A 20,271-nucleotide genomic window follows, 5' to 3' on the forward strand; every position below is an offset into this window, starting at 1 on the left:
ACCACACGTAACAGATAACAGCGATGGTCACGACCGTAGCGCACCACGGTCATCGGCAGAGTCCGATTGCGGGGTCGACATCGCCGAAGCAGGCTGGGGGCGTAGCACGTTGGCCGCGCCGGCGGCGACCACGCAGAACGCGACCGGCAGCAGCAGGACGACATTCAGCGGAGCGAGGTGGGTCAGCGGCCCGATGATGGCGGGCCCGGCGAGCACACCGAGGTAACCAAGCCCGGCGACCCGAGCGACGTTGGCGCCCGCGGCATTTCGATCCGCATGCCCTGCGGCACTGAACAATTGCGGGACACAGCCGGACAACCCGGCGCCGAACACGGTCCAGCCGAACAGCGCCAACGGAATCCACGGTGACAGCGCGGCGATCATCAATCCGAGCGCCGCCACCCCGGCTCCGTAGCGGAGGATCGCCACCGGCCCGAAGCGGGTTGCAACGCGGTCGGCGAGCAGCCTGCCGACGGTCATCGCGGTGGCAAAAGCGCCGTACGCCAAGGCTGCCGTGGCGGCCGGCGCGTCGAGCACATCACGCAGATGCAGCGCACTCCAGTCGTTCGCCACACCCTCACACAACATCAGCAGCAGTGCGAGACCGGCCAGCAACCAGATCCGCCGCGGCGTCGTCCGCCGCACTGAAGTCTCGAAACCCTCAGTGAGGCTCGGACTTTCGGGTCGCAGCAACGCAGGCCCGGCAACCACTGCGCAGACGAGACCGAGCAACGCCGCCATACCGAGCGCGGCCGCCGGGCTCCAACCCCAGCTGAGCGTGCGAGCGCCGACCAGCGCGGCAAGGACACCGCCGAGCGAATAGGTGGCATGGAACGCGGACATGACCGACCGCTGATAACCATGTTCGACCTGCACCGCATGCGCATTCATCGCAACGTCCAGGCACCCGTTGCCGAACCCGAGCACGAGCAGCGACACACCCAACGCCCAGATGTTCGCGGACAGGCCAGGCAGAACCACCGCGGCCGCACACAACGCCGCACTGATCGGCACCACGATGCGCGCACCGAACCGATCCGCGAGCGGCCCCACCAACCGCATGCCGACGAACGCACCCGCGCCGAGCAGCAGCAACAACCACCCGAGCGCCGGGTGACCGATCCCGGCCCGTCGCTCGACCACCGGAATGTGGACGACCCACATCCCGATCAGAAAGCCGTTCAACGCGAAGAAGACGAACGTGGCCAGCCGAGCGGCCCGCAATGATCCCTGCATGCTTACGAACATAACGGACAGGATTGCTGTTCGAAACATTGACTTTCGAACATGAAGGATGTTCCATTGCGGGTGTGGCGAGCGCAGACCGACTGAAGCAGATCACCGATGCCGTCCGCGAAGCGGGCGAGATCGGCGTAGCCGAACTGGCCGAACGCACCGGCGCCTCGGAGATGACCATCCGCCGCGACCTCGAAACCCTGGCCGGTCAGGGCGTCCTCGAGCGTTATCGCGGCGGCGCGCGCACCCTCCTGCTGCGCGGCGACGAACCACCCTTCGCACTGCGGGCCGGCGAGGGACTGGAAACCAAGCGCCGCATCGCCATCGAGGTCGCCGCGCTGATCGCCGACGGCGAGTCGGTCGTCCTGGACAGCGGCACCACCTGCCTCGAGGTGGCCCGCGTCCTCGAACATCGCCGCCTGACCGTGCTCCCCCTGTCTCTGCACGCGGTGAACGTCCTCACCGGCGCACCGCAGCTGACCCTGCTCGTCCCCGGCGGCACACCTCGCCGCGGCGAACTCGCACTGACCGGGCCATTGACCCTCGCCTCGCTGGCCGCACTGCGTTTCGACACCGCGATCCTCGGCTGCTGCGGACTCGACGCCACCGAGGGGCTCACCGCCTACGACCTCGACGATGCCGCCGTCAAACGCGCCGCGATCGCCGCGTCCCGCCGGGTCATCGTCGTCACCGAGGCCGCGAAACTCTCCCATACCGCACTCGCTTTCGTCGCGCCGGCCGCCGCCCTGCACGCGATCGTCACCGACGAGTCGGCCGCGCCCGACGACACCGCCGCGCTCGAAGCCGCGGGCGTCCTCGTGCGACGGGTGTGAGCAGGTAAGACGCCGACCCGGAGTGTCGCTGTGAACAGCACCGCACCGTGGATTGGCTGCCCGGGCACTGGGTATGCGGCGACGGAAGGGAGCGTGATCACCAATGACCCCATCCAGCGCACCGCCCGTCACGACCGGATCCTCGATCGTCCTCCCGCGACCCCGCGGCGAGCTGTCCGCCGCGGTCACCGACATCCTGCGGACGGCACCGTCCACCCGGACCCGGTTTCCCGAGACAGGTTCCGCCGATCCGTACGGCGACGACCTGCAACTCGCTCTGCACACCTGCTATGAACTGCACTACCACGGCTTCGAAGCGGTCCACCCCGGCTGGGAGTGGGATCCGGAACTGCTCCGGTTCCGCGGAAATCTGGAGCTGGCGTTCCGCCGCGCCCTGCACAGCGACGTCAAGGGCGGCGACGACATCGCGCACACGTTGGCGGAGTTGCTGATCGAGCCGCTCGAACCGAACGACATCGCGCGGTACCTGCACGACGAAGGCGAGTGGTGGCACCTGCGCGAGTACTTCGTGCAGCGCTCGATCTATCACCACAAAGAAGGCGATCCGCACGCCTGGGTGATTCCGCGCCTGTTCGGGCAGGAGAAGGCGTCGCTGGTCGCGGTCGAATACGACGAGTTCGGCGGCGGCCGCGGTGAACGAGTACACGCGCGCCTGTACGCCGAACTGCTCGCCGCCGCCGGCTTGGACGACGGTTATCTGCACTACCTCGACGTGGTGCCCGCGCCGATGCTCGCCCTGGTGAACATGATGTCGCTGTTCGGTTTACACCGTGATCTGCGCGGCGCCCTGGTCGGTCAGTTGGCCACCGCGGAGATCACCTCGTCACCGGCCGCGCGCCGCATGGTGGCCGCGCTCGACAAGCTCGGCGCCCCGCCCGAATGCCGGCTGTTCTACACCGAACACGTCGAGGCCGACGCCGTGCACGAACAGGTCATGCGGCACGACGTCATCGGCGGTCTGCTCGCCCGCGAACCCGCGCTCACCGAGTCGGTCGTCTTCGGCATCCAGGTGACGAACCTGCTGGAGGACCGGTTCACCGACCACGTGCTCGGCAGCTGGCGGCTGGGCGACAGCTCGTTGCTGGACTCAATCCGTACGCCGGGACCGCTTCCGATGACTGGTGTCGCATAGCGGAAAGTTCTTGCTGCGCCGGCACATACACAGCGCGACGAGGAACCGGTCCGAACACACCACGGACCCGTCCGGGCGCACCAACTCGACCGGACCCTCGACGAGCGCGGGACCGTCCGCCTCGAACGTGATCCGGCGCCGGTCGACGGCGTCGTCCGCGGGCTCCAGGTGTGCAGGCATGTCGTACCTCCTGCGCTCCGGATACCCGGTGGCGGGCCACGAAACCGGCGACTACCTCACACGACCTCGAGGTCGTAGGTGACCTCGGTCCAGAAACCGCCGGGCTCGTACTCGCCGCCGAGGGTGAGGATGTAGTCGCCGCGGCTGAGCTCGTCCAGGCTGCACCACAGGCCCCAGGCATTGGCCCGGTAGCGCCCGGGTGGTCCGAACGGACCGTCCGGATCCGCGTCGATGAGAAACGGGCTGCGGTTGGCGACCTCGCGCAGCGGCAAGGTGACGCCGTTCAGCTCCGCGTGCCCGCTCGCCGTGGGCACCTCCGGCACGCGCCGGCCGAACAGCGAGGCCCGCTGGAGGATATTGAAGGCCGGGAAGAAGATCGACCGCCCGTGCGGCACGGAACACTTCCGGGTGACCTTGCCGCCGAACGTCCCGGCCAGGAACCAGACGTCGGCAGGCTGCCCCTCGGCCGCGAACTTCCCGGTCTCATCGCTGACCGGATTCCTGGCGGTGGGAATCGCCATGGCCCACTGCCACCATCGAGCCGCCAGCTCAATGTCCCTACTCCGCATATCTACCCACCTTGATCATCAAGCCTTGAACCAGGTCAGGATAGTCATACGCGGATCACATCGGGCCGGCGATCGGGCAGGCCATCGACCGTTTCAGCCACGGAACCAGCGCCACGCGATACGTTTGACCTTCAGGCACCTGGGAAGTCGACCGGATAACCGAGACGGACGGGCACAGCCACCCGCCGTCGTCGGCGCATTCCGACCGGCTCGCCGCAGGGCGCTCCTTACCGCTGGTAGAAGAGGAGAGACATGTCTGATCCGAACTACACCACCGATGACGCCGGAATCCCGGTGCCCAGTGACGAACATTCGCTGACGGTAGGCCCCGACGGCCCGATTCTGCTCAATGACGCGTATCTGATCGAGAAGATGGCGGCATTCAACCGCGAGCGGGTGCCCGAGCGCCAGCCGCACGCCAAGGGCGGCGGCGCGTTCGGCACCTTCGAGGTGACCCACGATGTCAGCGCCTACACCAGGGCCGATGTCTTCCAACCCGGCAAGAAGACGGAGCTGCTCGCCCGGTTCTCGACCGTGGCGGGCGAGCGTGGCAGCCCGGACACCTGGCGCGATCCGCGCGGGTTCGCGCTGAAGTTCTATACCGAGCAGGGCAACTTCGACATGGTCGGCAACAACACCCCGGTGTTCTTCGTCCGCGATCCGATGAAGTTCCAGGACTTCATCCGCTCGCAGAAACGCCGCGCCGACAACAACCTGCGCGATCACGACATGCAGTGGGACTTCTGGACGCTGTCACCGGAATCCGCGCACCAGGTGACCTGGCTGATGGGTGATCGCGGCATTCCGCGCACCTGGCGGCACATGAACGGCTATTCCAGCCACACCTACCTCTGGTACAACGCCGCGGGCGAACGATTCTGGGTCAAATACCACTTCAAGACCGACCAGGGCATCGAGTTCTTCACCCAGGACGAGGGTGACCAGATGGCCTCGATGGACACCGATTACCACACCCGCGACCTGTGGGAGGCGATCGACGGCGGCAACTTCCCGACCTGGACGCTGCACATGCAGATCATGCCGTTCGACGACGCGAAGACCTACCGCTACAACCCCTTCGACCTCACCAAGGTGTGGCCGCACGGCGACTATCCGCTCATCGAGGTCGGCAAGATGACCTTGAATCGCAACCCCGCCGACTACCACACCGAGATCGAGCAGTCCGCGTTCGAACCGAGCAACGCGGTGCCCGGCACCGGCCCGAGCCCGGACAAGATGCTGCTCGGCCGCTGGTTCTCCTACCCGGACGCGCACCGCTACCGGATCGGCGTCAATTACAAAGAGCTGCCGGTCAATTCGGCGCACGCGACCACCGCGCGGTCCTACTCGAAGGACGGCGCGATGCGCCACCACAATCCGGGCGACCCGGTGTACGTGCCCAACTCGAAGGGCGGGCCGCACGCGGATCCCTCGGTGTCCGGGCCGCCGGTGGGCTGGCACACCGACGGTGAAATGGTCCGCACCGCTTACACATTGCGGGCCGAGGACGACGACTGGAGCCAGGCCACGACGATGGTCCGCGACGTGCTCGACGACGCGGCGCGAGATCGGTTGGTCGACAACATCGTCGGGCATCTGCTCAACGGTGTGACGCCGCCGGTCCTGAGCCGGGCGTTCGAATACTGGCGCAATGTCGACAAGGGTCTCGGCGACCGCATCGAAGCGGGCGTGCAGGCCAAGCAGAACGAGCTCGATCCGAAGGCGGAGAAGCAGGCGAACCCCGCCCGTTCCTCCGCACAAGACAAAGCCTGACAATTCCGGCAACCGCAGGGCAAGCCACGGCTTGCCCTGCGGTTGTCCCGTTTGAGCCCGATATCGCCGGGTAGCACGGGGGCCATGACTGCGAGAACGACAGCCCGGCTCGAGTCTCTGCCGCACGTGTTCGCCACCGCCGCGGTAGTGATCATCAACTCGGTCGGCGCCACCGCGACAGCGACGCTCGGCCTCATCTCCGCGCTGGTCCTGATGCTATGAGGCCGAGAGGGTTGCACGTGCATCCGAGCGGCGCGGGTTCACCGGGCCGCATGGTCGTGTTCACATCGTGTTTACGATGTCCGAATGCTTATTCACGACGCACCGGGAAGTCCGCCCCCACCCGCCGAACAAACGGGTGCTGAGCGGCTCCAGGAACGTCGCGTCCGACCGGCGGCGATCTGGGCCGGCCTCGCCGCCGCGGTGCTCGTGCTCGTCGCGGGCGAACTCATCGCCGCGCACATCCACGCGCTCGGCCCGCTGACCAGCCTGGTTCGCGATTACGTCGGCAGGCCCAAGTCCGCGACCACCTCGTGGGCCGGCTTCCTGCTCGCGCTCGTCGGCCTGACCACCCGCGTCCGGATCACCGCGCTCGCCGCGGCCATCGCGATCGATGTGGTCTTCGTGGTGATCCGGGCGATCGAGGGCAGGTTGTTCACCGTCGGCAACGGCCCGACCATCGTGCTCACCGCGCTCGCGGTGATCGCCGCGTGGCGCTGGTCCGGCGAGCGCCGTCGAACGGCGCTGCGCGCCATCACTTTCGGTGCGCTGCTGATCCTCGCGACGAAGGTCGGCGAGATCTGGCTGGATATCACCGCGTGGGCCTGCCCGAAGGTCCTCGATCCGTACGCGCAGCTGGCCGATCACGCGCTCGGCAATCCGTCCTGGTTCGTCGGGCACGTCCTGGACATCGCCGGGCCGGTGCCGCTGGGCGTGGTGCGCTGGGTGTATTTCGAGCTGCCGGTCGCGGCCATCGTGGTCGCCGTGTGGCAGCTGCGCGGGGTGACCACCGGTCCGTGGCCGCGACACCATCTGGTGCGCACGTTTCTGGCGCTCGGTCTGATCGGCCCGCTCTGGTACGTGGTCTTCCCGGTCGTCGGGCCGGTGCTCGCCTTCGGGCCGCAGGGGCACGGCCTGGAGATCGCCGATGTCTGGCCGAATATCGTTCCGCCGCTGCCGTTCTCCCTCGACCCGATGCCGTTCGACGGCATAACCCCGCGCAACTGCATGCCGTCGCTGCACACCGCGTGGGCGTTGTCGCTGTTCATCCACTCCCGCCGCGGGCCGCTGTGGCTGCGGGTGGGTGGCGCGTTCTGGCTGGTCTGCACCCTGATCGCGACGCTCGGTCTCGGCGCGCACTACGGCGTCGATCTGATCGCGGGCGCGGCCTTGTGCCTGACCGTGGAATCCGCGCTGCGCGATCCGGACCGCGGCTGGGATCACTACCGCATCCGCGTGGTCGCCCTTGGCGTCGTCACCTTCGCGACCACCTTGCTGTCCGTTCGCTACCTCGCGCAGACGATCGCCGACCATCCGCTCGTGTCCGGCGTCGGCCTGCTCGGCTTGCTCGCCGCGCTGGCGACGACGTTCTATCTGACCTGGTTCGCCCCGACCCGCCCGCAGCACGTGGCGGCCGAACCGGTCCCGCTCGACGACCGGATCGCGCACTAGACGACCCCGGTTCGCGCCGCCTCCCGACCAAGGAGTTCGTTTCGGAGACTGCGCGGACCGGAGGTGCGATGCTCAGATCCTCAGCAGCAACAGAGGATCAACGATGAAGCAGCTCTCCGGCCTCGACGCCGCGTTCTTGTCGCTCGAGACGCACAACTCCACCGGGCACGTCGGCGGGTTGTGCGTGGTCGATCCGAGCGAATCGCCCACCGTGCTCGACCTGGCCGCGCTGACCGGGCTGCTCAGCGAGCGGGTGCCGTTGATTCCATTGCTGCATCAACGGCTGAGATATGTCCCGCTCGGGCTCGATCAGCCGTATTGGATGGATGACGAGAACTTCGACATCGAATACCACGTGCGCGAGATCTCGCTGCCCGCACCGGGTTCGGACGCGCAGCTGACCGAACAGGTCAGCCGGTTGCACGCGCGGCCGCTGGATCGGCGCAGGCCGCTGTGGGAGGCGTATCTCATCTCCGGGCTCGCCGAGGGGCGGCTCGCGGTGTACACCAAGATGCATCACGCGGCGATCGACGGGGTTTCGGGCGCCGAGCTGATGACGATCCTGCTCGATCTCACGCCGGAGGGCCGAAGGGTGCTTCCCGCAACGACTTTCCCGGCGGAGCCGAAGCCGAGCAAACGATCGATGCTCGCGCGGGCCGCGGTGTCGTTGGCGAGCAGCCCGTTACAGGCCGCGCGGATCGCCGGGGATCTCGGCCGCTCGTTGCCGCTCGTCGGCAGTTACGTAACGCCCTATGTCGGTGCGATTCTCGGCCGCGAACACGACGACGGCGCGGTGATCGCCAGCGCGGTCGGGCTCGCGCCGAAGACGCCGTTCAACCGGGAGATCACCCCGCACCGCCGGTTCGCCTTCCGCAGTGTCGATCTCGCCGAGGTGAAGACGGTGAAGAACGCCTTCGGCATGTCGGTCAACGATGTGGTGATGGCGATGTCCGCCGGGGCGTTGCGGCGGTGGCTGATCGATCACGACGCGCTGCCCGCGGTGCCGCTGGTCTCGATGATCCCGGTCTCGGTGCGCGACGAAGGCAGCAAATCGGCACTCGGCAACAAGGTCTCGGCGATGCTGGCCTCCCTGCCCACGCACCTCGACGATCCCATCGCGCGGCTCACCGCCGTGCATCGGGCAACGAAGATCGCCAAGGCCCAGCAGGCAGCGATCCCGCCGGGGCTCATCGAGAATGTCACCGACTTCGCTCCCCCGGCACTGGTCGCCCGCGCGGCCCGCGTCGCCTTCGCCATGGGCCTCCCGCATCGCATCCCACCCTTCAACCTCGTCATCTCCAACGTCCCCGGACCGAACGTCGACGTCTATCTCGCCGGCGCGAAAATGGTTGCCAACTACCCGCTTTCGGTCGTGATGGACGGCCAGGGCCTCAACATCACCGTCAGCAGCTCCGGCGGCCGCCTGCACTTCGGCCTGCTCGGCTGCCGCGAACTGGTCCCCGACATCGACGACATCGCCGGCCACCTCGTCACCGAACTGCACACCCTGCTCCGCGGCGCCGATCAGCCGAACCTGGCCCCGGTCACCCCGATCCGCCGCGAGGAAGCCTGAGCGCTGGTGCCCGATATTCTGTGGGCTTGTCGGGGTGCGGGCGGGCACGTTCACTGGTCGTGAATGCTGAGTCGAGTCGAGTGATCGTGAGATCTGTGCTCCGCTAGCCGGTGCGCCGCCTATGCCCACGGTTGCGGGGTTGGAGACGCTGTGGCCGGAGCACGTGGGACGACGCTGGTGCGGATTCTGGGCGACCGGGCGGCGGAAACGCCGGACCGAGCGGCTTATACGTATCTGTCCGATGACGGTGGGGAAACGACGCTCAGCTATCGCGAGGTGTATGCGGCGGCGGCCGATATCGCGGCGAAGGTGGGCAGTGTCGGCGCGCCTGGCGATCGGGTGTTGGTTCCCTCGGTGTTCGGGCCGGATTTTCTGACGTCGTTCTTCGGGTGCATGATCGCGGGTCGGATTCCGGTGCCGGTGGCCAATCATCAACCCGGGGCGGCTTTTTCGGATATGTCGGCGTTCGCGGCATTGGCGTTGGACTGTGCGGCGTCGGCGATTCTGGCGCCGCGGGCGGCGGTGGCGCAGTTGCGGGGCGCGAGTGCGGAGTATCCGCCGTTGGCTCGGCTGGCCTGGCTCAGCAGTGATGAACCGACGGGGCAGGCGTGCGAGCCGCTGGCGACGGATCCCGACGGAGTTGCGTTCTTGCAGTACACGTCCGGATCTACGCGCGCGCCGCGCGGGGTGATGGTGAGTCAGTCGAATCTGACGCACAATCTCGGCGTCATCGAGGACGCGTTCGGGCATACGCCGGAGAGCAAGGGCGTCATTTGGTTGCCCGCGCACCATGACATGGGCCTGATCGGTGGGTTGCTGGAGCCGCTGTATGCGGGCTTTCCGGTGGTGTTGATGTCGCCGGAGGCGTTCATCCGGGATCCGCTCACGTGGTTGCGGGCCATCGCCGAACACGGCGGGACGACGAGTGGTGGGCCGAATGTCTGCTACGACTACAGCGTCCGGCGGGTGTCGCCCGATGCTGCCGCGACCTTGGATCTGAGCCGGTGGGAGGTCGCGTTCGTCGCCGCCGAGCCGATCAATCTGCGGGCGCTGCAACGCTTTTCCGACCACTTCGGGCCGGCTGGGTTCCGGCCGAGCAGCATGATTCCTGGTTACGGATTGGCGGAATCGACGTTGTTCGTCAGCGTGACCGCGCGTGGTGCGGGCGTGCGGTCGACGCAGATGTCCGGGCGGGATGTGGTCAGCTGCGGCGTGGTGTCGGGCGGTAGCGCGATCATCGTGGATCTGGCGGGGCATACCCGGCTGGACAACGGCGAGATCGGCGAGATCTGGTTGACCGGGCCGAGTGTCGCCGGTGGATATTGGGGCAAGCCGGACGAGACCGAGGAGACGTTCCACGCCGAGCTGCCCGGCGATCCGGTGACCTATCTGCGCACGGGCGATCTCGGATTCCTGCGCGGCGACGAGCTTTTCGTGACCGGGCGGGTGAAGGAGCTGATCATCATCCGGGGGCGCAATATCGCGCCGCAGGACATCGAGTGGTCCATCGAGACGCAGCATCCGGCGTTGCGGCGGGGGCGGTGCGCGGCGGTCGGGTGCGATGTCGACGGGACCGAGGCGCTCGCGGTGCTGCTGGAAGTCGACGCGAGCAAGTTGGATGTGTCGCTCGATGAGCTGGAAACCTCTATCCGGCAAACGATCTCGCAGTCGTACGGGCTCGACACGCACCGCGTCGGGTTCCTCTCCCCCGGCCAGTTGCCGCGGACGACCAGCGGCAAGGTGCAGCGGTTGAAGGCCAGAGACATGTTCCTGTCCGAGAACGCCGAATCCGCAACTCCTTCGGTGCTCGATCGGCTCACCTACTGGCTGGCGAGCCAGACGGGTGTCGAGCCCGCGACCCTGGACGTCGAGAAGCCGATGACCACGCTCGGTTTGGATTCGGTGAAGGCCAGCGAGTTCGGTGTCTACGTCGAGCGCGAGTTCGGCTACTCGGTCTCGGCCGAGAGGCTGTTCGAGGGGCTCACGATGGTCGACTTGGCGGCCGATATCGCTGGGCACAGCAAGGTTTCGAGACAGCAGAGTTCGAAGGCGGTCCCTGTCGGAACATCCACTGCCCCGGTCGATTTCAGCCTGTTCTTCTTCGCCAGCGATGCGGAGCCGGACAACCCGAACCGCTACGGCCTGTTCCTCGACTGCGCCGAATTCGCCGACAAGCACGACTTCCACGCGGTCTGGCTGCCCGAGCGGCATTTTCACCGGTTCGGCGGATTGTTCCCGAACCCGGCGGTGCTCGGCGGTGTCCTGGCGCGCACAACCGAGCGGATACGCATTCGAGCGGGCAGTGTCGTGCTGCCGCTGCATGATCCGGTGCGCGTCGCCGAGGATTGGTCGGTCATCGACAACCTGTCCGGTGGTCGCGTCGACATCGCGTTCGCGACGGGCTGGAATCCGGACGACTTCGTCTTGGCCGCAGCGGATTACACCGACCGCGAGCAGGTGATGCTGTCCGGCGCGGACAAGGTCCGGCGGTTGTGGCGGCGTGAATCGATCAGCCTGCCGAACGGCAAGGGCGAGCAGATCGAGGTGCGCACGTTTCCGCCGGCGGTCCAACCCGAACTGCCGCTGTGGATCACCTGTAGCGGCGGGATCGGCCGGTTCGAGCAGGCCGGTGAACTCGGCGCCAATGTGCTGACGGCGCTGCTGTTCCAGGACATCGACGAGCTGCGCACCAAGATCGAGGCGTACCGCAAAGCCCGTGCGGCACATGGCCACGATCCGCAGACCGGGCAGGTCACGCTCATGCTGCACACCTTCCTCGACCCGGACGAGCAGACGGTCCGGCAGGTGGTGGAGAAACCGTTCAAGAGCTATCTGCGCGACTCGGTCGACCTGTGGCGGCGCGGCGCGGAACCGCTCGCCAATCTGAGCGACGCAGAGCAGGATCGTGTCCTGGACTACGCCTTCGCCCGCTACTTCCACACCAGCGCGCTGCTCGGCACCCCCGAACGTGCCGCCGAGCTGATCGATCAGCTGGCTGCGGTGGGCGTCGCCGAAATCGCCTGCCTCGTCGATTTCGGCGTCGACCAGGCACGCGTGCTCGGTGGACTGCGTCATCTCGCCGACCTGCGAAACCGCTGGCCCGGCACCGCGACTCCGAGCCGGCCGACGATCGAACCGACCCCTGCACCCGAACCGCAAGACCTCGGCGCATCCATCCGCAACCGGCACGTACTGGCGCACCGCAACAGCGGCGGCGTCCTCGCCAAGGCCCGCGATTTCGACCTCGCCCGCCGATTGCGCGAGGCCGATCTGCTGCCGTTCTACCCGGACCTCAGCGACTCCGACGGTGCCACTTGCCGTTACGCGGGGCGCGAGCTGATCATGCTGGGCTCCAACAACTATCTCGGCCTCACCGCGGACACCCGGGTCCGCGAGGCGACAGCGGCCGCCGCGTGGAAAGACGGCCCGAGCGTCACCGGTTCCCGGTTGATGAACGGATCCACGCCCGCGCACGGCGAACTCGAACGCGAACTCGCGCGCTTCCTCGGCCGACCCGACGCACTGCTGTTCACCACCGGCTATCAAGCGAATCTCGGCTTCCTGTCGGCCTTCATGGGCGAGGGCACCGTGCTGCTGGTCGACGAGGAATGCCACGCCTCCATCTACGACGGCGCCGCCATCGGCGGCTGCCGGCTGATCCAGTTCCGGCACAACGACATCGCCGATCTCGACCGCAGGCTGCGCACCGAGCTTGGCGGGCAGCCCGCCATGGTGATGGTCGACGGCGTGTACTCGATGTCCGGCGATATCGCTCGCCTGGCCGAGGTCCGGGAGGTGTGCGACCGCCACGGTGTGCCGCTCGCGGTCGATGACGCGCACGGTCTGGGGATGATCGGCGCGACCGGCCGCGGCGTCGAGGAAGAACTCGGCCTGATCGGCGCCGCGGACATCCTCACCGGAACCTTCTCCAAGAGCCTGGCCTCGGTCGGCGGCTGGCTGGCCGGCCCGCACGACCTGATGGACTGGGTGCGGTATTACGGTCGCGCCCAACTGTTCTCGGCCTCGATACCGCCACCGGCGGTGGCCGCCGCGGCCGCTGCCCTCGACATCCTCGAAACCGAACCCGCCCGCATGACCAAGCTCCGCGAACTCTCCGCGTACTGGCGGAAGGGCCTGTCCGAGTTGGGCTTCGACACCGGAACATCCCGCACGACCATCGTCCCGGTGCGCATCGGCGACGAACTCCGCTGCCTCCGATTCGCCAAACACCTCCTGGACGAAGGCGTTTACGGCAACTGCGTACTCGCCCCCGCGGTGCCCGCCGATCGCGCGATGATCCGCACCACGGTCACCGCCGTGCACGAGTACCACCACCTCGACAAAGCACTGGCGGTGTTCGCAAAGGTCGGCCGCGAATTGCAGGTCATCGGCGACTGAAGTCGGCGGCAATAGGGGCGGATCCATCGGGCATGGTCATCACGATTACCGACGCGCCCCTAGGGTTGGCAATCCCTAGGGGCGGAGGGGTTCTCAGAGCGCGGAGAGTTCCGCGACGAGATCGTCGAGGCCGAGCGAACCCTGGGACAGGGCGGCCATATGCCACGCCTTCAGATCGAAAGCGTCGCCGTGCGCAGCCTGTGCGGCGGCTCGGCCGCGCAACCAGGCGCGTTCACCGAGCTTGTAGCCGATCGCCTGACCGGGCCAGCCCAAGTAGCGGATCAGCTCGCTGTCCAGGTGTTCCGGGGGCAGTCCGCAGTACAGCGCGAAGAACTCCCTGGCGTTGTCCGGCTCCAGCCGCTCGCCCGGACGGAACGGCGAGTCGGCCGGGTAGTCGAGGCCGACGTGCAGGCCGATATCGAGGATCACCCGGAGTACCCGCAGCATCTGTGCGTTGAGGTAGCCGAGGCGGTGGCCCGGATCGGTGAGATAACCGAGTTCGTCCATCAGGCGCTCGGCGTACAGCGCCCAGCCCTCCACGTTGGCACTCACGTAGCCGTGGCTGACCTGATAGACGGACAGCTGATCCGCCAGGTGAATCCACTGCGCGATTTGCAGATGATGCCCCGGCACACCCTCGTGGTACCAGGTGGTGATCAGACTCCACACCGGAATTCGAGCCGGGTCGAGCACCGGCAGCCAGGTGCGGCCTGGACGGCTGAAGTCCAGTGACGGCTCGCTGTAGTAGGGCGCGGCGGCGCTACCCGGCGGCGCGATCATCGACTCGATCTTCAGCAGCGGCTCGGCGAGATCGAAATGGGTGCCTTGCAGATCGGTGATTGCTCGGTCCATCAGATCTTGCAGGTAGCGGCGAGCATTCTCCGGGCTGTCCAGCGCCGGACCCTTCTGCTCCAACCACTCCATGGCCTGTATCGGTGTCGAGCCCGGCAGCACCTTTTCCGCCTCGGCCCGCATCTGCGCGTCGACGTCGCGCAGTTGCTCCCACGCCCAGGTGTAGGCCTCATCGAGGTCCAGATCGGCGCCGCTCCAATAACGCACCCAACGCTGATACCGCTCTCGACCTGCCGTATCGGGGGCGTCGATTGCCTTCGGGCCGTACACATCTCGCAGCCAGTCGCGCAATTCCGCCACGGCCGCGTTGGCGCTGACCGCAGCGGAAACCAGTTCGGCGCGCAGTGATTCCGGGGCCGGGGCGACGAATTCGCCGAACCAGCCGCCCGGATTGTCACCCGCGATCCATTCCTCGAATTGCTTGGTCACCGCGCTGACTTGCCGAGGTCCGGCCAGCAGCGCACGATCGATTCCCTCGGTGAGCGTGGATCGGTATTGGGCCAGCGCTGCAGGCACCCGGTTCAGTCGGCGGCCGATGGCCTGCCACTGCGCCTCGGTATCGGTCGGCAGCAGCGTGAACAGTTCGCGGAGGTCGTGCACCGGGGAGGCGATGTTGCGGATCGCCCGGAAATGCTCTCCGGCGTCGTGCACGGCCAGCTCAGCGGTGAGCCGCTCGCGCAGCAGTTTTGCGCAGCGCCGGTCGGTCACCTCCGGATAGCCGTCGGTGGGCTCGGCGGCATCGAGTTCGGCGAGGGTGGCGCGGGCGCGCACGGCCTTCGCTTCGATACCGGCCGGGGACAGGTCGGGGAGTCGGTCGTCGTCGAGGTTGCGTCCGAGCCGGACCGCGATCAGCGGGTCGAGCTCGGCCAGGGCGTCGACATACGCGTCCGCGATGCCGCGCGCCGTACGCACAGGAGTCGAATCGGTTGTGGTCTCATCCATTTGACCGACTCTGCTCGAATTCGCCGCTCGTGACAAGGTCAACCACGCCCGTAGAGAATTCGGGCGGCGACGGCGAGCAGGCGATTGTCGAGCGGGCGGCGGGTGAAGGTCGTCGTGCGGACGGGGTTCGAAAAACGTTGACGGGTAATCGCTTTGGCGGTGGTCCACTCACGTAGCCCGTCCGGTCCGTGGATCCGGCCGAAACCGGAGTTGCCCACACCGCCGTACGGGAGCCCGGGGACGCCGGCGTAGGCGACGACCGAGTTCACCGAGGTCATCCCGGAGCGCATGCGCCGGGCCAGTTCCAGGCCGCGAGCACGGGCGAAGACCGCCCCGCCGAGACCGAAGCCGGTGGCGTTCGATTTGGCCAGCGCCTCGTCCATGTCGGCGACCTTGGTGACGACCAGCACCGGGCCGAAGGTTTCCGCGCGGACGACCAGGGCGTCTTCCGGGACGTCCACCAGGATGGTCGGCTGGATGTAGCGGTCGCCGATGCCGTCGAGGCCGCCGGTCAACGCCTTGCCGCCGCGTTCCAGTGCGTCGGTGATGTGCTCGCGGACGACCTCCACCTGTTCGGGCATGGTGATCGGGCCGATCGGCTGTCCCGCACCGGCTTTCAACTTCCCGACGATCGCGACGACCTGGTCGATGAACGCGGCGTTGACCCGCTCGTGCACGTACGCGCGCTCCACCGAGATGCACACCTGCCCGGCGTTGTTCATCGCTCCCCACACCGCCGCGTCGGCCGCCGCCGCCAGATCGGCGTCCTCGTCGACCACCAGGACGTCCGAGGCGCCGGCGTCGACGAGCACGGGGGTGAGCGTTTCGGCGCAGGCGGCCAGCACTTTTCGCGCGGTGGTCAGCGAGCCGGTGAAACTGATCTTGTCGACGCCGCAGCGGCACAACGCCTCCCCGGTCGCATCGGCGCCGGTGACGGTCTGGAACAACCGATCGTCCCCGGCTATGCGACCGAAGCTCTCGGCCAGCCACTGCCCGATCCCCGGCGTGTACTCACTGTGCTTGAGCACCACGGTATTTCCGCCCGCGAGCGCGTACGCGGCGGTCCCGACCGGACCGAAGACCGGAAAGTCCCACGGGCCGAGAATGCCGATCACGCCCAGCGGCCGATACTCCAGCCGTGCCGACTGATTCACCATGAACGGACCGGACGCAACCCGGCGCGGGCCGAGCACCTTTCGCGCGTGCTTGGCCGCCCAGTCGATGTGCTGGACTGCGACGATCACCTCGATCGTCGCGTCCGCCTGCGATTTTCCGTTCTCCGCGTGTACCAGGTCGGTCAACTCGGTGCGCCGCTTGACCAGCGACGCCCGCCACGCCAACAGCACCCGTTTACGCTCGTCGAACCCGATCTCGGCCCACGACTCCTGCGCCGCGCGGGCCCGCCGGACCGCCGCGCCGACCTCGGCCGCGGAGTCCACCGGATAGGTGCCGATCACCGCGCCGCTCGCCGGATCGAACGACGCGAAGGTCTCCCCTGCCTCGGCAGTGAAACCCTCAACCGACACACTCGACTGTCCATCGATCACCCACAAAGTCTTATCGCCCACATGAGTTTCCGAAAGACGCCAGTCGAGGGGGCTAGCTGGATCAGCCGCACACCTTTTGACATCCGCACGCGTGTCGGTGCGGCAAGTCCTAGTGCGGGAAATCAGAAGGTGTGCGGCTGAGGGGACGGCCTACCCGCAGACCGCACCGTAGGACGCGGACCCGACCAGCTTGGCGTACTTGGCCAGCACACCGCGGGTGTAGCGCGGCGGCAGCGGCTCCCAGCCCTCGGCACGGCGGGCCAGTTCCGCAGGTTCGATCAGCACGTCGAGGGTGCCCGCGCCGACGTCGAGGCGGATCTGATCGCCGTCCCGGACGAAGGCGATCGGGCCGCCGTCGACCGCTTCCGGCGCGACGTGCCCAACGCACAGGCCGGTGGTGCCGCCGGAGAAGCGCCCGTCGGTGAGCAGCAGGACGTCCTTGCCGAGGCCGGCGCCCTTGATCGCCGCGGTGATCGCGAGCATCTCGCGCATGCCCGGGCCGCCCTTCGGTCCCTCGTAGCGGATGACAACCACGTCGCCCGCCGAGATGGTGCCGTCCTCGAGGGCGTCCATCGCCGCTCGCTCGCGATCGAAAACCCTTGCCGTGCCGGTGAATACATCGGAGTCGAAGCCGGCCGACTTGACCACGGCGCCGCCGGGCGCGAGCGTGCCCTCCAGGATGGTGATGCCGCCGGTCGGGTGGATCGGCGAGGTCATCACCCGCACGACCTTGCCGTCGGGGTCCGGCGGCGCGATCTCGGCGAGGTTCTCCGCGACGGTCCGGCCGGTCACGGTGAGGCAATCCCCGTGCAGCAGACCGGCATCGAGCAGCGCCTTCATCATCACCGGGACGCCGCCGACCCGGTCCACGTCGGTCATCACGTGCCGCCCGAAGGGTTTCACGTCGGCCAGGTGCGGCACCCGGCGGCCGATCCGCGCGAAATCGGCCAGCTTCAGGTCGACGTTCGCCTCGTGCGCGATGGCCAGCAGATGCAGCACGGCATTGGTGGAGCCGCCGAAGGCCATCACGACGGCGATGGCGTTCTCGAAGGCCTCCTTGGTCAGGATGTCCGAGGTGGTGATGCCGCGGCGGAGCAGTTCCACCACCGCTTCGCCGCTGTGCCGGGCGTAACCGTCGCGACGGCGGTCGGTCGCGGGCGGGGCCGCGCTGCCGGGCAGGGACATGCCCATCGCCTCGGCCGCGCTGGCCATGGTGTTCGCGGTGTACATGCCGCCGCAGGCGCCCTCGCCGGGACAGATGGCGCGTTCGATGGCGTCCACGTCCTCCCGGCTCATCAGCCCGCGCGAGCAGGCACCGACCGCCTCGAACGCGTCGATGATGGTCACCTCGCGCTCGCTGCCGTCGGACATCTTCGCGATGCCGGGCAGGATCGAACCGGCGTAGAGGAACACGCTGGCCAGGTTCAGCCGAGCGGCCGCCATCAGCATGCCCGGCAGCGACTTGTCGCAGCCGGCCAGCAGGACCGAGCCGTCGAGTCGTTCGGCCTGCATGACCGTCTCGACGCTGTCGGCGATCACCTCGCGCGACACCAGCGAGAAGTGCATCCCCTCGTGGCCCATGGAGATGCCGTCGGACACCGAGATGGTGCCGAACTGCATCGGGAAGCCACCGGCGGCGAACACGCCGTCCTTGGAGGCGCGGGCGAGCCGGTCGAGTGAGAGGTTGCAGGGGGTGATCTCGTTCCACGACGAGGCCACGCCGATCTGCGGCTTCTCCCAGTCGTCGTCGCCCATGCCGACCGCGCGCAGCATGCCGCGGGCGGCGGTTTTCTCCAGGCCGTCGGTGACGTCGCGGCTGCGGGGCTTGATATCGGGGGCGTTCGGATCTGTGGGCACGATTACCCATCATCCTCTGGTCGGATTCGAATACCGCAGCGCCCACGCCCGTGGAGTTCGAACGGGCGATGTCCGGGGTGCCGGCCGCGTGCGTGCCGGACGAACTCGCTGACGTTCGGCGGCGATTCGATCGGTTGCTATTAAATCCATATGACATGCATGATTGCTATAACTTTAAATGACTTCGAACGATCGTATTACGAATAGATCCAGCAAACCCTGGCGCGTCGAATACAGCCAGGACAAAGACAGCTCGGATCGACTACATGCCGACATGCAGGTTGACCATTTCGCCCATTGGCAAACGAATGGCAACAAGTCAACCCACCAGCGTAGCCCACCAAATCTCTTCTGTGTCAGCGTATTTCACGCAAGACAACATACCGGTCGTTATTTTTAATCGGAAACTTCTTCGTGACAATGTGTAACCAAGCGGAAATAGCGATATCGGTAAGCTCCGAATCGAAGAATGGAAAGTCCTTCTTCGCTATCGAGATCGAGATCTAAGGAGAGAACAATGGGTTTGCTCGCCGGTTTGATCGATGTTGTCGGAAGCGTTCTGCATCTCCTCCTCGGAGGGCTTTGATCTTTTAAGGCGCCTGCCCCGTGTCGCGCGAACACGGGGCGGGCTCGCCTCAGCAGCACTCGCAGTCGTGCCCAGTCGCGTCGGGCCGGCTTGCCGCGATCGGCGTGGCACAGCAAGTGTCACCCCGCCAGGCATTGCGCCCCTCCTTGATCGCGATGACCGCGATGACCAGCGCCGCGATCGGGTCCGCCCACGACCAGCCGAACAGGCTGTTGAGCAGCAGACCGACCAGCAGCACGGCCGAGAGGTAGGTGCACAGCAGCGTCTGCTTCGAATCCGCGACCGCCGTCCGCGAACCCAGTTCCCGACCGGCCCGGCGTTGCGCGAACGAGAGCACCGGCATGATCGCCAAACTCACTGCGGCCAAAGCGATCCCGACTATCGATTGCCGAGCCTCGCCGAGCCCGAGCAACGAGCGAATCGCGTCGACGGCGACATACAGCGCCAGCGCGAAGAACGAGAACGCGATGATCCGCAACGTAACCCGTTCGCGCGCTTCCGGATTCTTACCGGAGAACTGCCACGCCACCGCCGCCGCGGAGGACACCTCGATCACCGAGTCGAGTCCGAAGCCGATCAGTGCCGCCGACGACACTCGCGTGCCCTCGGTCAACGCGATCACCGCCTCGATCACGTTGTAGGTGATCGTCGCCGCCACGAACAGCCGAATCCGCCGCGAAAGAACCTGCCGCCGTTCCGCATTCGGCCCGCTCGCGACAATCGGCATCCCAAGGTTCGAGGTCATCAGCAACACCCCTCGCTCTCGGAGTCCGGACAGCAAGCCGGATCCACCGCCAGCACCAGACCGACCAAATCGTCCAGCGCCCGCCCGATCCGCGGATCCGCCAGCTCATACCGACTCCGCCGCCCCTCGGGCACCGCAACAACCAACCCGCAACCCCGCAGGCACGCAAGATGATTCGACAAGATCTGCCGGGAAACCCCGATCCGATCAGCAAGCTCGGACGGATAACTCGGCGCAGTCCGCAACACCAGCAAGATCTGCGATCGCGTCGAATCCGACAGCGCGTACCCGAACCGGGACAGCGCGTCGCTGTGCACCAAGGTGGCCATGCCCAGGACAGTACAGATATTTCTGTA

15 protein-coding genes are annotated in these 20,271 nt (G+C 67.1%); 7 read left to right on the forward strand and 8 right to left on the reverse strand.

Annotated elements, in window-relative coordinates; translation table 11 throughout:
• Nucleotides 1-27: 27 nt before the first annotated feature.
• Nucleotides 28-1,236 (reverse strand): MFS transporter, encoded by a 1,209-nt coding sequence (locus tag AB0M22_RS31965; RefSeq protein ID WP_364734821.1) that lies wholly within the window; start codon nt 1,234-1,236, stop codon nt 28-30.
• A 74-nt stretch (nt 1,237-1,310) separates the two neighbouring features.
• Between AB0M22_RS31965 and AB0M22_RS31970 the strand changes: the two genes are divergently transcribed.
• Together AB0M22_RS31970 and AB0M22_RS31975 are read left to right on the forward strand one after the other, a co-directional pair.
• A complete protein-coding gene (locus AB0M22_RS31970; protein ID WP_364734823.1) occupies nt 1,311-2,069 on the forward strand; it encodes a DeoR/GlpR family DNA-binding transcription regulator in 759 nt (252 codons plus the stop codon).
• A 103-nt stretch (nt 2,070-2,172) separates the two neighbouring features.
• Nucleotides 2,173-3,222, forward strand: coding sequence for an iron-containing redox enzyme family protein (locus AB0M22_RS31975; protein ID WP_364734825.1), 1,050 nt, complete (start codon nt 2,173-2,175; stop codon nt 3,220-3,222).
• Here AB0M22_RS31975 and AB0M22_RS31980 read toward each other — a convergent pair.
• Together AB0M22_RS31980 and AB0M22_RS31985 are read right to left on the reverse strand one after the other, a co-directional pair.
• On the reverse strand, nt 3,178-3,402 hold the full coding sequence (locus AB0M22_RS31980) for a CDGSH iron-sulfur domain-containing protein (protein WP_364734827.1): 225 nt from the start codon (nt 3,400-3,402) through the stop codon (nt 3,178-3,180). The two genes, AB0M22_RS31975 and AB0M22_RS31980, sit on opposite strands and share 45 nt — an antisense overlap.
• 56 nt (nt 3,403-3,458) lie before the next feature.
• Entirely contained in the window at nt 3,459-3,971 is a 513-nt protein-coding gene (locus tag AB0M22_RS31985) for a hypothetical protein (protein WP_364734829.1), read from the reverse strand.
• A gap of 252 nt (nt 3,972-4,223) precedes the next feature.
• On the opposite strand from AB0M22_RS31985, the gene AB0M22_RS31990 reads away from it, so the two are divergent.
• The 5 genes from AB0M22_RS31990 (at nt 4,224) to AB0M22_RS32010 (ending at nt 13,386) form a co-directional block, all read left to right on the forward strand.
• Nucleotides 4,224-5,744 carry a catalase gene (locus AB0M22_RS31990; protein ID WP_364734831.1) on the forward strand — a complete coding sequence of 507 codons (1,521 nt, stop codon included), beginning with the start codon at nt 4,224-4,226 and terminating at the stop codon, nt 5,742-5,744.
• An 84-nt stretch (nt 5,745-5,828) separates the two neighbouring features.
• Nucleotides 5,829-5,966 (forward strand): hypothetical protein, encoded by a 138-nt coding sequence (locus tag AB0M22_RS31995; protein ID WP_364734833.1) that lies wholly within the window; start codon nt 5,829-5,831, stop codon nt 5,964-5,966.
• Between the two features lie 84 nt (nt 5,967-6,050).
• Nucleotides 6,051-7,415, forward strand: coding sequence for a DUF5933 domain-containing protein (locus tag AB0M22_RS32000; RefSeq protein WP_364734835.1), 1,365 nt, complete (start codon nt 6,051-6,053; stop codon nt 7,413-7,415).
• Nucleotides 7,416-7,518: 103 nt separating this feature from the next.
• Nucleotides 7,519-8,988, forward strand: a complete 1,470-nt coding sequence (locus AB0M22_RS32005) for a wax ester/triacylglycerol synthase family O-acyltransferase (protein ID WP_364734837.1) — start codon at nt 7,519-7,521, stop codon at nt 8,986-8,988.
• A gap of 150 nt (nt 8,989-9,138) precedes the next feature.
• Nucleotides 9,139-13,386: a MupA/Atu3671 family FMN-dependent luciferase-like monooxygenase gene (locus AB0M22_RS32010; RefSeq protein WP_364734839.1), complete on the forward strand. Its 4,248-nt coding sequence runs from the start codon at nt 9,139-9,141 to the stop codon at nt 13,384-13,386.
• Between the two features lie 93 nt (nt 13,387-13,479).
• On the opposite strand, the gene AB0M22_RS32015 is transcribed toward AB0M22_RS32010, so the two are convergent.
• The 5 genes from AB0M22_RS32015 to AB0M22_RS32035 all read right to left on the reverse strand — a co-directional run bounded on the left by AB0M22_RS32015 (nt 13,480) and on the right by AB0M22_RS32035 (nt 20,244).
• Nucleotides 13,480-15,180, reverse strand: a complete 1,701-nt coding sequence (locus tag AB0M22_RS32015) for a DUF885 domain-containing protein (RefSeq protein WP_364734841.1) — start codon at nt 15,178-15,180, stop codon at nt 13,480-13,482.
• A gap of 38 nt (nt 15,181-15,218) precedes the next feature.
• Complete coding sequence (locus AB0M22_RS32020; protein ID WP_364734843.1) at nt 15,219-16,706, reverse strand: aldehyde dehydrogenase family protein; 1,488 nt, start codon at nt 16,704-16,706, stop codon at nt 15,219-15,221.
• A gap of 171 nt (nt 16,707-16,877) precedes the next feature.
• Nucleotides 16,878-18,584 (reverse strand): dihydroxy-acid dehydratase, encoded by a 1,707-nt coding sequence (gene ilvD / locus AB0M22_RS32025; protein WP_364734845.1) that lies wholly within the window; start codon nt 18,582-18,584, stop codon nt 16,878-16,880.
• Nucleotides 18,585-19,219: 635 nt separating this feature from the next.
• On the reverse strand, nt 19,220-19,915 hold the full coding sequence (locus tag AB0M22_RS32030; protein ID WP_364734848.1) for a cation transporter: 696 nt from the start codon (nt 19,913-19,915) through the stop codon (nt 19,220-19,222).
• On the reverse strand, nt 19,915-20,244 hold the full coding sequence (locus AB0M22_RS32035; protein ID WP_364734850.1) for a metalloregulator ArsR/SmtB family transcription factor: 330 nt from the start codon (nt 20,242-20,244) through the stop codon (nt 19,915-19,917). Before AB0M22_RS32035 ends, AB0M22_RS32030 begins: the two co-directional genes overlap by 1 nt.
• Nucleotides 20,245-20,271: the final 27 nt, after the last annotated feature.

The organism is Nocardia sp. NPDC051756, assembly GCF_040681495.1.
Classification (GTDB): domain Bacteria; phylum Actinomycetota; class Actinomycetes; order Mycobacteriales; family Mycobacteriaceae; genus Nocardia.